The sequence below is a fragment of the Bradyrhizobium ferriligni genome, from assembly GCF_056837965.1.
The window spans coordinates 1-12,364 of the sequence record NZ_JBXEJO010000044.1 but is presented as its reverse complement, the minus strand read 5'-3'; the positions used below and the strand labels follow the sequence as shown (position 1 = coordinate 12,364).

Here is a 12,364-nt window from a genome sequence, read left to right as displayed (position 1 = left end):
CTCGTTCCGTGCGTCGATGCACGGACAGATTGTGCCACCTCGAACAATAGCCAGCTCGCCTCTGAGGGCCAGACTGTATTTGCGTTTGAATGAAACACGATTGTGTGGCACGGGGCGTCGGTCGAAGAAAAATCTGCTGCACGATACTTCGATCGATGGTCCCCGAGGCGAAGCAAAGCAAAGGTCGTGGAAGAGATTGCGATACTCGCCGTCGCATCCAACGCGGAAGAAGTCTTCTCCGTGATCCGCGATTTGCGCGTCGGATCGTGTCGAAGCGCGATCGGGTAGAGGTGAGTTGTAGTCGCGCCCCGCATCTGGCGCGCTGCATCGATGTGTGATTGCGACAGCAAGTTGAAACAGGATGGAAGTGAGTTTTTTATCTCGCACGCAGATGCGACGAAAGATGCGCGTCGAAAAACATCGATAAACGCGATGGACGATCGATCTCGTGTTGTGGCGAGATGTTGCGCGGAACAGCCAACGGTGTCGCGCTGCGCGACGCGACGGAGATGTGCGAATGGCGAGACAGATTCGATTCAATGCATTCGACATGAATTGTGTCGGCCATCAGTCTCCCGGTGTCTGGGCGCACCCGCGAGATCGTTCCTACAAGTACAAGGATCTCGACTATTGGCAGGATCTCGGGCGAACGCTCGAGCGCGGGATATTTGACGGCATCTTCATCGCGGACGTGATCGGGTACTATGACGTCTACAAGAACTCTCTGTTCGATGCGCTTGAGCAGGCCGCGCAGATCCCGGTGAACGATCCCCTGCAACTGGTCGCGCCGATCGCCCTCGCGACCGAGCATCTCGGCATCGGCATCACCGCATCGACGTCGTTTGAGCATCCCTACACTTTCGCGCGCAGGCTCTCGACTGCGGATCATCACAGCAAGGGCCGCGTCGGCTGGAACATCGTGACCTCGTATTTGGAGAGCGGTGCTAAGAATATCGGCCAGGGCGGGTTGCGCCGTCACGACAACCGATACGAGGTGGCGGCCGAATATACCGAGGTGCTCTACAAGTTGCTGGAGGGAAGCTGGGAGGAGGGGGCCGTCCTGCGCGATGCCGGGAAGAGGATATTCACCGATCCTTCGAAGGTGCACGAGATCGCGCACAAGGGGCGATACTTTGACGTGCCGGGGTATCATCTCTGTGAGCCGTCGCCGCAGCGGACGCCGGTCCTGTACCAGGCCGGCGCGTCCGGTGCTGGTAAGGCCTTTGCCTCCGAGCACGCCGAATGCGTGTTTGTCGCCGCCCCGATCAAGTCGGTCCTGAAGTCCTATGTGGCCGAGGTGCGACGGCTCGCGGCCGAAGCCGGTCGCGATCCGCGCAAGATCCTGACCTACAATCTGGTTACGGTGATCGTCGATGAAACCGACGCGAAGGCTGAGGCAAAGTTCAGGGAATATCAGCAATATGCCTCCTATGACGGCGCGCTGGTGTTCATGTCCGGATGGAGCGGCATCGATTTCGGGCAGTACGCGCCGACCGATCTGGTCAGGAAGGTCGAGACGAATGCGATCGTTTCCGTCGTCGATCACCTCGCCAGCGGCAGCAAGTCCTGGACCATCGAGGAGCTTGCGCGCTGGGGCGGCATCGGCGGGCTCGGCCCGGTGTTTGTCGGTTCGGCATCGACGGTGGCCGATATCCTGCAGGAGTGGGTGGAGGAGACGGACGTCGACGGCTTCAATCTCGCCTACGCAGTGACGCCGGAAACCTTCGAGGACGTTGTCAATCTGCTGGTTCCGGAGTTGCAGAAGCGGGGCGTCTACCCGACCGGCTACCGTCCCGGAACTCTGCGGGAGAAGCTGTTCGGAGATGGCCCGTATCTGCCGTCGAACCATCCGGCTGCAGCCTATCGCGACATCCAGGCGGTCAAGCGCCGCGAGCGCGAGGCGGCTGGTGTGGCCCCGCGCCAGCCCGTTGAGGCGTGATGTGCGATGGCCGAACCCATTCTGCAGTTGCGTGACGTCTCGCTGTCGTTCAAGGGGATCAAGGCGCTGAATGCACTCAGCTTCAGTGTTGAGCGCGGCGAGATTTGTGCGCTGATCGGCCCGAACGGGGCCGGCAAGAGCTCGTTGCTCAACATCATCAACGGGGTGTATCGGGCTGACAGTGGCAGCATCACCTTCAACGGTGCGCAATTCGTCCGCATTCGCCCGGCGCAAGCCGCGCAGTTGGGCGTTGGCCGGACCTTCCAGCACAATGCGCTGTTCCGGCATCTCAGCGTCCTCGACAACGTCCTGGCCGGACTGATCCGGCATTGCCGCTCGACCATTGTCGAGCACGCCTTCGGTATCGGCCGCGACCGACGCGAGTCGCGCGAGTTCAACCGGCGGGTGAACGAGATCGTTAGCTTTCTCGACCTGGCCAAGCACCGTGACAGGGTGGTCGCGACGCTTCCTTACGGTGTTCAGAAGCGGGTCGACCTCGCACGCGCCCTGGTGGGCGGCCCGAGCTTACTGCTGCTGGACGAGCCGATGGCCGGGATGAACCAGGACGAAAAGCAGGAGATGAGCCGTTTCATCCTGGAGACCAACGCGGGCCTCGGCACCAGCATCGTGCTGATCGAACACGACATGAGCGTCGTGATGGGGCTCTCGCATCACGTGATCGTGCTCGATTATGGCCGAAAGGTCGGCGACGGCACTCCGACGGAAGTGCGCAAGAACCCGGATGTGATCGCCGCTTATCTGGGCACGGCACATTGAGGTCCAGATGAGCTTCTTCGTCGAAACGCTGGTCGGCGGCCTGCTTGCGGGCGTCATGTATTCGCTGGTTGCGATTGGATTCGTGCTGGTCTTCAAGGCATCCGGCGTCTTCAATTTCGCGCAGGGCTCGATGGTGCTGTGTGCGGCGCTCACCTTCGTTACCTTGCGCGACAAGGGCCTCGATTTCTGGCTGGCCGCACTGATTACGCTATCGGTCATGGTGGTGCTCGGGATCGCGGTGGAACGCGTCGTGCTTCGGCCGTTGGTCAACCGGCCGCAGATCACGCTGTTCATGGCAACGCTGGGTGTATCCTTCGTGATCGAGGGCGTCGCGCAGATCGTGATGGGCGCGAGCGTGCACGAGCTCGATCTTGGTATCGTCGATACCCCCATCGAGATTGGCGGGGTTCAGGTCAGTCAGTTCGACCTGGCGGCAGCGGGTACGGCCGGCGTTCTCGTAATTGCGCTCTCGATTTTCTTCAACAAGACGCGCGTGGGGATCGCGCTGCGCGCGATCGCCGACGATCCGCAAGCCGCACTCTCGATCGGGATCCGGCTCCAGACGCTGTGGCAGATCGTGTGGGGCGTCGCCGGCTTCGTCTCGCTGATTGCCGGCCTGCTGTGGGGCGCGCGTCAGGGCGTTCAATTCGCGCTCACCCTCGTCGTGCTCAAGGCGCTGCCGGTGCTCATCATCGGCGGATTTACGTCGATCGCAGGCGCGATCATCGGCGGGCTGATCGTCGGCGCAGGCGACAGCCTCGCTGAGATCTATCTCGGAAGCCTGTTGGGAGGCAGCGTGTCGACCTGGTTTGCCTACGTGCTGGCGGTCGGCTTTCTGCTGGTACGTCCAGCTGGACTGTTCGGCGAAGCGCCGATCGAAAGGATTTGATGCATGTCTGCGATCGGCACGGATGCCATCGAAGGGTTCAGCGCCACTGGCAACGCCACCCAGGCCACGCGGGATCGGCGGCGCGGCGGCGCGGCGGCCCTGCTGCTCGTTGCACTGGCCGGCATTCCGCTGGTGGCCAACGACTACTGGCTCAATGCCGTCCTGATCCCGTTCCTGATCATGTCGCTCACTGCGCTGGGGCTCAACCTGCTGATGGGCTACGCCGGTCAGGCCTCGCTCGGCACCGGCGGGTTCATGTCGGTCGGTGCGTATGCGACATACAATCTGTTGCTGCGCCTGCCGGAGCTGCCCCTGCCGGTCAGCCTGCTGCTCGGGGGCATCATCTCCGGGCTTGTGGGGATCGTCGCCGGGCTGCCAAGCCTGCGGATCAAGGGTTTCTACCTCGTCGCATCGACGCTGGCGACCCAGTTCTTGCTCGAATGGTTGTTCAATCAGTATGGCTGGTTCTCGAACTATTCGACCTCGAGCTCGATCTCGGCGCCGCGGCTTGCGATCTTCGGCCACGATCTGTCGGGCCCGACCGGTCGCTATTTCCTGACTCTCGTCACCGTCGTCGTCGTGACCGCCGTCGCAACGCGGCTGGTTCGCAGTCAAACCGGGCGGACCTGGATGGCGATCCGCGACATGGATACCGCGGCTGCGGTGATCGGCATTCCGGTATCCGCCGGAAAGCTGAAGGCGTTCTTCGTGAGCTCGCTGGTGATCGGGATCGCAGGTGCGCTGTGGGCCTTTGCCTATCTTGGCACGGTCGATGCGCGCAGCTTCAACCTGGATCGTTCGTTTCAGGTGATGTTTGCGATCATCATCGGCGGCATGGGCAGCATCAGTGGCAACTATCTGGGCGCCGCCTTCATGGTCTTGCTGCCGATCCTGCTCGATCACGTCGGGGGCGGAGTGTTCGGAGGCGCGATTGATCCCGGACAACTCGAAAATCTCCAGAAGGCGCTGTTCGGCGCGCTGATCGTCTGGTTCCTGATCAAGGAGCCGAGAGGGCTTGCAGCGTTGCTGTCGCGAGCATGGACGCAACTGGCCGCGCGCCTCGGCCGCTAGCAAGCAATGAAACCATCATATTGGGCGTGAGCCACATGCACGGCCAAGCGTGAATTCTGCATCAAATGGAGGGTAAGCAGATGTCTTTACGGAAGCAGAAACGGGTCATGAGGGGAGCGATCGGGCTGGCAGCCCTCGTTCTGTCAGCCGCCGCCGGCACCGCAGCGTCAGCGGAAGATGCAAAAACACAATACTTCCCGCTCGCGACGTTTCGCGTTGGAGCCTATGCGTCGAGCGGCATTCCGGTCTGGGCCGGCGAGATCGATTATTTCCGCTACATCAACGAGGCCGAAGGCGGCATCAACGGCATCAAGCTGGTCTGGGACGAATGCGAGACCAATTGGGAGGTCGAGAAGGGCGTCGAGTGCTATGAACGGGTGAAGGCGGGCAAGAACGGTTCGCCGGTGCCGATCTTCCTGCCGCATGGCGACCCGATCTCGAAGGCGCTGACCGAGAAATCGGTGGCCGACAAGATTCCGCTGGTCACGATCGCATATGGCCGCACAGAGGCGATCGACGGTCGAGTCTTTCCGTACAGCTTCCCCGTGGTCTTCAGCTTCTGGAGCGAAGCCTCCTCGGCGGTCAATTTCATTGCCGAGAAGGTCGGCGGCAAGGACAAGCTGAAGGGCCTCAAGATCGCGACCGTCTATCACGACTCGCCCTACGGCAAGGAGACCCAGGTCCCGCTTGCCCATCTTGCCAAGACATATGGCTTCGAGGACATTCAGATCCCGGTACCGCATCCGGGCAATGAACAGTCAGCACAATGGGCCAAGATCCGCCAGCTCAAGCCTGACTGGGTGTTCTTGCGAGGTTGGGGCGTCATGACGCCGGTTGCGATCAAGACAGCCGCCAAGGTGGGCTTTCCCGTCGATCACATCATCGGCGGTATCTGGTCAGGCTCCGAGGAGGACGTTCGTCCCGCCGGTGCCGTGGCCAAGGGCTATCTCGCGATCACGCCATTCCCCGCCGGCGCGAACTTCGAGATCCATCAGAAGCTCAAGAAGCACATCCTCGACAAGGGTCTCAGCGATCTCAAGGACCCGAAGAGCTTCGGCTCGGTCTACTATAATTCCGGCGTCGACGAGGCGATCGTCGCGGTGGAGGCGATCCGGACCGCACAGGCGCATTTCGGCGTGCGGCCGATCAATGGCGAGGAAGCGCAGTGGGGCCTTGAGCATCTCGACCTCTCCGAGAAGCGCCTTGCGGAAATCGGCGCAACTGGTCTCCAGCAGCCGCTGAAGCTCTCGGCGAAGGACCACGAGGGCGGTGGTGCGGGCAAGGTGCTGCAGTGGGACGGCGAGAAGTGGAACGAGGTGTCCAACGGTTGGGTGAAATCCGACCGGGAGCTGCTGTTGCCACTGATCTATGAGCGGGCCGCTGCCTACGCCAAGGAAAAGGGCATCACGCCACGCGATGCAACCAACTGATGTTGCCCTGAAGGATCGCCAGAAGGATCAAGATGACCAGGTCGCAGTTTCTCGAAGTCGATAACATCGAGGTTCTCTACAGTCAGGCGATCCAGGCCTTGCGCGGCGTCTCGCTCAAGGTCGACGAGGGATCAATCGTTGCTCTTCTCGGCGCCAATGGCGCCGGGAAGACCACCACGCTGAAGGCAATCTCGAACCTGCTCGCATCCGAGCGCGGTCACTTGAACCGCGGTACAATCACGTGGCGCGGCGAGGTCACCAGAACGCTTGATCCGGCGGACCTTGTTGCCAAGGGGGTGGTCCAGGTTCTCGAAGGTCGTCACGTCTTTCCCCAACTCACGGTCGAGGAGAACCTTCTCAGCGGCGGTTTTGTGCGCCGGCCGAGCCGCCGCGAACTCGCCGACGACCTCGAACGTATCTATCACTGGTTTCCGCGGCTCAAGCAGCGCCGCAGCGTGCGTTGCGGCCTGACCTCGGGCGGCGAGCAGCAGATGGTTGCGATCGGGCGTGCGATGATGACGCGCCCGACCCTCGTTCTGCTCGACGAGCCCTCGATGGGCTTGGCGCCGATCATCGTGGAGGAGATCTTCCACATCATCCGCGATCTCAACATGAACGCAGGTGTCAGCTTTCTGCTCGCCGAGCAGAACGCTCATCTGGTGCTTCAATTTGCCGATCACGGCTACGTTCTCGAGAACGGCAGGGTTGCCGCGTCTGGCACGGCGGCTGATCTGGCCGAGCGGGACGATGTCGCCGAATTCTACCTCGGTGCCGCAGCGGCCGGAACGGCGGCCACGGAGCCGGTCCAAACCCCGACTGTATGAGCAGGAGCAGCGCGTCATGGCGATTCGTTTTGGATATTGGATGCCGCTCGGCAGCGGCGGCTTCGTCATTAGCGACATTCCGCAACGCACCGACTGGACTCTCGACTACAACGCCTCTCTCGCACGCGAGGCCGAAGAGCTTGGCTTCGAATACGGCCTGGCGCCGGCGCGCTTCATCGCAAGCCATGGCTGGGAGTTGCAACAGGAGGCCATCACCTGCACGGCAGTGCTCTCCGCTCAGACCAAGCGGCTGAACCTGATCAGCGCAATTCACACCGGCTTCTGGCACCCGGCCATGATCGCGAAGGTGGGCGCAACGATCGACGTCTATTCCAAAGGGCGATTTGCGATCAACATCCTCACCGGCTGGTTCAAGGATGAGTTTCGCGCCTTCGGTGAGCCTTGGCTGGAACATGACGAACGGTACCGCCGCTCGGAAGAGTTCATCCAGGTGCTCAAAGGCCTCTGGACGCAGGATCGTTTCAGCTTCAAGGGTGACTTCTACAGCATCAACGACGCATGGTTGAAGCCGAGGCCGATCTCGCAGCCGCACCCGGAAATCTTCCAGGGCGGCAACTCCAAGGCCGCGCGACGGATGGCCGCGAGATATTCGGATTGGTATTTTCTCAACGGCACGACGGTGGAGGGTGCCAAGCAGCAGATCGACGAGGTCCGCGCGCTTGCGAAGGCGGAGGGCCGTACCGTCAAGTTCGGGCTCAACGGCTTCATCATCCAGCGGCCGACCGAACGGGAAGCTCTCGAGCAGCTCGAAGCGATCGTCGCGGGCGCCGACCCCGAGATCGTGCAGGCCTTCGCCGAACAGGTGAAGCAAGCCGGCGCATCGACGGCGGAGAAGATCGGAATGTGGGCAGATTCCAGCCATGCCAATCTGGTCCAGCCCAACGACGGCTTCAAGACCCGTCTGTTCGGTCCTCCCGAGCTGATCGCGGAGCGCATCCGTGCCTACGAGGCCATCGGCGTCGACATGATCCTTTGCGCGTTCCTGAATTTTACCGACGAGTTGCCGGCATTCGGCCGCGAGGTGATTCCGCTCCTGAACCCGGCTAAAGCCAGCAAGGCTCAAGAGCGGGAACCTGCATGAACCCGCTGGGCCACCACGATTTCGGTGCCGTCATCCCTCGGCGTGCGCTGGCAAACCTCAAGTTCGGTGACCTTCGAAGCCAAAGTTAGATCGCGCGCAAAAGGTGGTAATTGGCGGATTATCGGAGTGCCGCTAAGCCGGTTGCACTGCGGGGCATAACAAATCACGGCCTCTGAAATAGTGGGTTTCGGACTGTAGCGCTCCACTGACTCCTCCGACGGCGCGCAGAGCGTTTGTCGCTGGATCCTCCCCGTACCGCAAGGCGCGGCTTTAGCGGAGTAATCTCAGTGCAAAAGTCGGGCAATCATCGACCCCCGGGCGGCGCTTTCGAGCCGGATCACGATGCCCGATAGATAAAGTTGGGTCGTTAATCGTTTGTCCGCCTGTGCAACTCGGCGCAAGCAGCGACCGCCAAGCTTTGGATTCGCGCAGCGCAGATCGATCGCGCCTCGGTGCCTCCTCGAAGGGGCGCTCGCCACAACTGAAGGCGGCTTCCAGGCCAAACGGCACGCCATTTGGGTTGTCGGAGCAAATTACTCGACCAATCACGGCCGCGGTGCGGGAGCCTGTCAGCGCACCTCGCGGCGTTCCGACAAAACGAAATTCTGTAGTAATCTCAATCACCCAGAAGGCTGTAAAATATCGGAATCGATGTTGAAAGTATTGGCAAAATTCGAAGACTTCCAAGCTGAATACGAGGGTTCGATTCCCTTCACCCGCTCCAATGATTCCCCCTGATGCGGCAAGGCCCTTTGAAAGTGTCTGGGCGGCCGTAGCTTCATCCGGATGCATCGGTTGCTGGTCGAACTCTGCCGCGAAGCGTTTGCCGCGGATCTGAACCGCAGCCCCGCGCGCAAACTTTCAGTGATGTCTTGACCTCCCCCGGTCAGCGCTGCATCTGCAAATTCATCATCGCGCCGTGCGCCATCATATTCTCGTTCAAGTTGGCGTTGCGCTGGTCGTCAAACGACTCCCGCGTTGCAAGACGCCATTCGAATGAACTGGATCGCCTCAAGCCCGGCGAGCAAGCGTTGTTTTCGAACGTCAGGTCAATTCAGCATGTAATCCCGTCAGAAAGGACGACCGTAGTTTCCCGGGATACGGAACTATTCTCGCGACCAGGTAACCCATTGGCGCTGTGCCATTAATGGTTAAGAACGCGCATCCTGCCCGGCTCTAGACGGATGCGCAAATTTTCGGCATGTTTGAACTAATTTTTAGCTCGGGAGCTTCTGCCGGACCCAAGGGTAGTGCAGGCAGAGACTTCGACAAAGCCAATGACTTTAAGAACAAAAGATTTTTCAACGCGTGCGGAAAGCAGGGCCGCACCGGAAGTGGACAGGTTAGTGCGTTCGGAGTCTTTCACAGCAAGGCAGACCGGCACATCGCGAAAGTTGCAATTTCTTGTCGGTCAAAACGCTTGCCTCATTTCCTTGAACGAGCGTTCATAGCACGGTGAATTGATTTTCGACTGCAATCACACCTGCTCTGTGTCCGCAGAGTTTGTGGAGTGTGTATTGGGTCGCGTCAGCTTCATTCGGAAGGCCGAGTTTGAATCGCGCCCTCCGGGATTCCTGAATTCTTGTTTCTTTAGCGGCGAGCCGGAGGGCTACCGATCGCTTCTGATCGGCCGGCCAGTTTCGAGCCCGTCTCGGACAAATGTTGCGCCTAGGGCGGAAGCGCTGCCGGTGATTGCACGGCACGCTTTGTTTGATGTGCCCTGCGACGGCGCCAGCTCATTGCCGCCCTGTCAATCGACGCCTGCAAGGTTCGAAACTGTTACGGCATCCGGTTCATAAAATACCTGAATTCATACTCACGCGCGAATTTTGGACCACGACATTTTGGAGCATCATCAATGGCAAGCGCCAGTGGCACCACCATCCTCACAGGCTCTTCCGGCAGCGACAATTTAGTCGGCGGCTCCGGCGATGACGTGCTGTCCGGCGGCGCCGGCAATGATCGTCTCAATGGTGGCTCCGGAGACGACATCCTTAACGGCGGCAGCGGCTTCGACACCCTTCTTGGCGGATCGGGGACAGATACCCTGATCTACAAGGGTTTTGAGAACCAGTACGTCTTGGGCGGGACCTACTCCATCACAAGTGCAGGCTTTTCATTGAGCGGCGGGACTGTTTGGTCGGGAACAGATCAGACGGTCCTCGGTACGGTTTCCAATCAGACCGTGGTCGCAGGCAATGCATTCCAAGGCTACGACTCCTATGACGGGGGCAATGGCGCGGTGCAGCTCGGCAAAGCCGGGTCTACGCCGGATGTCGACACTCTGCAGATTTGGCTGAGTCCAACCCAGTTGAACGACGCCGCCATCTCGGCAGAGATTGCGTATGTCAGGAACGTTTGGCTTCCGCAGCACATCAACGCGCAAACCGGACAGGCCGACAGCTCGACCTATACCTTCAAGACGCTCGATCTCAAGATTACAGGCATCGAACAGATTGTCGTGCTTAATGCCGAAGGCACGACAAGGGTCGATCTGAGTGCGTCCACCCAGCTTGAAGGGCCGACGGCGAGCTATGTGTTCACAGCGACCCTGGATCATGCGTCCCAGGGAGTGACCACGATCATCACCGACAAGGGCGTGATCACGATTGCCGACGGCCAGATCACGGGCACGCTGACGATCGCCGCGGGGAATGGCGAGGACGTCTACAAGGATGCTTCGTCGCTGACCGCGACAATCACCGGTACGTCGGGCGGCAGTTTAGAGAACCTGGTGGTCGGCACGACGACAGCGACGGCCCATGTCAACGACACCATCACCGATACCACGGTCAAACTGAGCGCGTCGACGCAGCTGGAGGGTGCTGGTGCCAACTACGTGTTCACGGCAACGCTGTCGAATGCCTCGCAGGGCGTGACCACGATCACGACCGACAAGGGCGTGATCTCGATTGCCGACGGCCAGACCACCGGCACGCTGACGATTGCCTCCGGCAACGGCGAGGATGTCTATCAGGATGCATCGTCGCTGACCGCGACGATCACCGGAACGTCGGGCGGCAATTTCGAGCATTTGGTGGTCGGCGCCGGCACGGCGACGGCCCAGGTCAACGACACGACCACCGATGCCACGGTCAATCTAACTGCGTCGACGCAGCTCGAGGGCCCGGCCTCGAGTTACGTGTTCACGGCGACGCTGTCGAATGCCTCGCAGGGCGTGACCACGATCACGACCGACCAGGGTGTGATCACGATTGCCGACGGCCAGACCACGGGCACGCTGACCATTGCCGCGGGCAACGGCGAGGACGTCTACAAGGATGCATCGTCGCTGACCGCCAACATTACCGGAACCTCGGGCGGCAATTTCGAGCATTTGGTGGTCGGCGCCGGCACGGCGACGGCCCAGGTCAACGACACGACCACCGATGCCACGGTCAATCTAACTGCGTCGACGCAGCTCGAGGGGCCGGCCTCGAGTTACGTGTTCACGGCGACGCTGTCGAATGCCTCGCAGGGCGTGACCACGATCACGACCGACCAGGGTGTGATCACGATTGCCGACGGCCAGACCACGGGCACGCTGACGATTGCCGCGGGCAATGGCGAGGATGTCTACAAGGACGCCAGCCAGCTGACCGCGACGATTACCGGGACCTCGGGCGGCAATTTCGAGCACCTGGTGGTCGGCACCGGCGCGGCGACGGCACAGGTCAACGATACGACTACCGATGCCACGGTCAATCTGAGTGCGTCGACGCAGCTTGAGGGGCCGGCGTCGAGCTACGTGTTCACGGCGACGCTGTCGAATGCATCGCAGGGCGTGACCACGATCACGACCGACAAGGGTGTGATCACGATTGCCGACGGCCAGACCACGGGCACGCTGACGATTGCCTCGGGCAATGGCGAGGACGTCTACAACGATGCATCGTCGCTGACCGCGACGATTACCGGGACCTCGGGCGGCAATTTCGAGCACCTGGTGGTCGGCGCCGGCACGGCGACGGCACAGGTCAACGATACGACGACCGATGCCACGGTCAATCTGACTGCGTCGACGCAGCTTGAGGGGCCGGCGTCGAGCTACGTGTTCACGGCAACGCTGTCGAACGCCTCGCAGGGCGTGACCACGATCACGACCGACAAGGGCATGATCACGATTGCCGACGGCCAGACCACGGGCACGCTGACGATTGCCTCGGGCAATGGCGAGGACGTCTACAAGGATGCATCGTCGCTGACCGCGACGATCACCGGAACGTCGGGCGGCAATTTCGAGCACCTGGTGGTCGGCACCGGGGCGGCGACCGCCCAGGTCGACGACACCGTCACCGACGCGACGGTCAACCTGACCGCCTCCACCGTGCT

The 12,364-nt window shown here is 61.1% G+C and carries 8 protein-coding genes and 1 pseudogene; 8 read left to right on the top strand and 1 reads right to left on the bottom strand.

Features of this window, described 5'->3' with window-relative positions:
- Window positions 1–517: 517 nt before the first annotated feature.
- The 7 genes from AC1VNY_RS25110 to sfnG all read left to right on the top strand — a co-directional run bounded on the left by AC1VNY_RS25110 (window position 518) and on the right by sfnG (window position 8,032).
- Complete coding sequence (locus tag AC1VNY_RS25110; RefSeq protein ID WP_482407169.1) at window positions 518–1,939, top strand: LLM class flavin-dependent oxidoreductase; 1,422 nt, start codon at window positions 518–520, stop codon at window positions 1,937–1,939.
- Window positions 1,940–1,945: 6 nt separating this feature from the next.
- Window positions 1,946–2,716 (top strand): ABC transporter ATP-binding protein, encoded by a 771-nt coding sequence (locus tag AC1VNY_RS25105; RefSeq protein ID WP_482407168.1) that lies wholly within the window; start codon window positions 1,946–1,948, stop codon window positions 2,714–2,716.
- 7 nt (window positions 2,717–2,723) lie between these two features.
- A complete protein-coding gene (locus tag AC1VNY_RS25100) occupies window positions 2,724–3,605 on the top strand; it encodes a branched-chain amino acid ABC transporter permease (protein ID WP_482407167.1) in 882 nt (293 codons plus the stop codon).
- 3 nt (window positions 3,606–3,608) lie between these two features.
- The gene (locus AC1VNY_RS25095) at window positions 3,609–4,676 is read left to right on the top strand and encodes a branched-chain amino acid ABC transporter permease (protein WP_482407166.1); all 1,068 of its coding nucleotides are present in this window, start codon (window positions 3,609–3,611) and stop codon (window positions 4,674–4,676) included.
- A 107-nt stretch (window positions 4,677–4,783) separates the two neighbouring features.
- Window positions 4,784–6,106, top strand: a complete 1,323-nt coding sequence (locus AC1VNY_RS25090; RefSeq protein ID WP_482407165.1) for an ABC transporter substrate-binding protein — start codon at window positions 4,784–4,786, stop codon at window positions 6,104–6,106.
- Between the two features lie 32 nt (window positions 6,107–6,138).
- Window positions 6,139–6,930, top strand: coding sequence for an ABC transporter ATP-binding protein (locus AC1VNY_RS25085; protein ID WP_482407164.1), 792 nt, complete (start codon window positions 6,139–6,141; stop codon window positions 6,928–6,930).
- A gap of 16 nt (window positions 6,931–6,946) precedes the next feature.
- A complete protein-coding gene (sfnG, locus tag AC1VNY_RS25080; RefSeq protein WP_482407163.1) occupies window positions 6,947–8,032 on the top strand; it encodes a dimethylsulfone monooxygenase SfnG in 1,086 nt (361 codons plus the stop codon).
- A 732-nt stretch (window positions 8,033–8,764) separates the two neighbouring features.
- On the opposite strand, the pseudogene AC1VNY_RS25075 reads toward sfnG, so the two are convergent.
- Window positions 8,765–8,857, bottom strand: a pseudogene (locus tag AC1VNY_RS25075) (dehydratase); the annotation flags it as partial.
- Window positions 8,858–9,890: 1,033 nt separating this feature from the next.
- Between AC1VNY_RS25075 and AC1VNY_RS25070 the strand changes: the two are divergent.
- Window positions 9,891–12,364: beta strand repeat-containing protein (locus tag AC1VNY_RS25070; RefSeq protein WP_482407162.1), on the top strand; the 2,474-nt coding region annotated here is incomplete at its 3' end.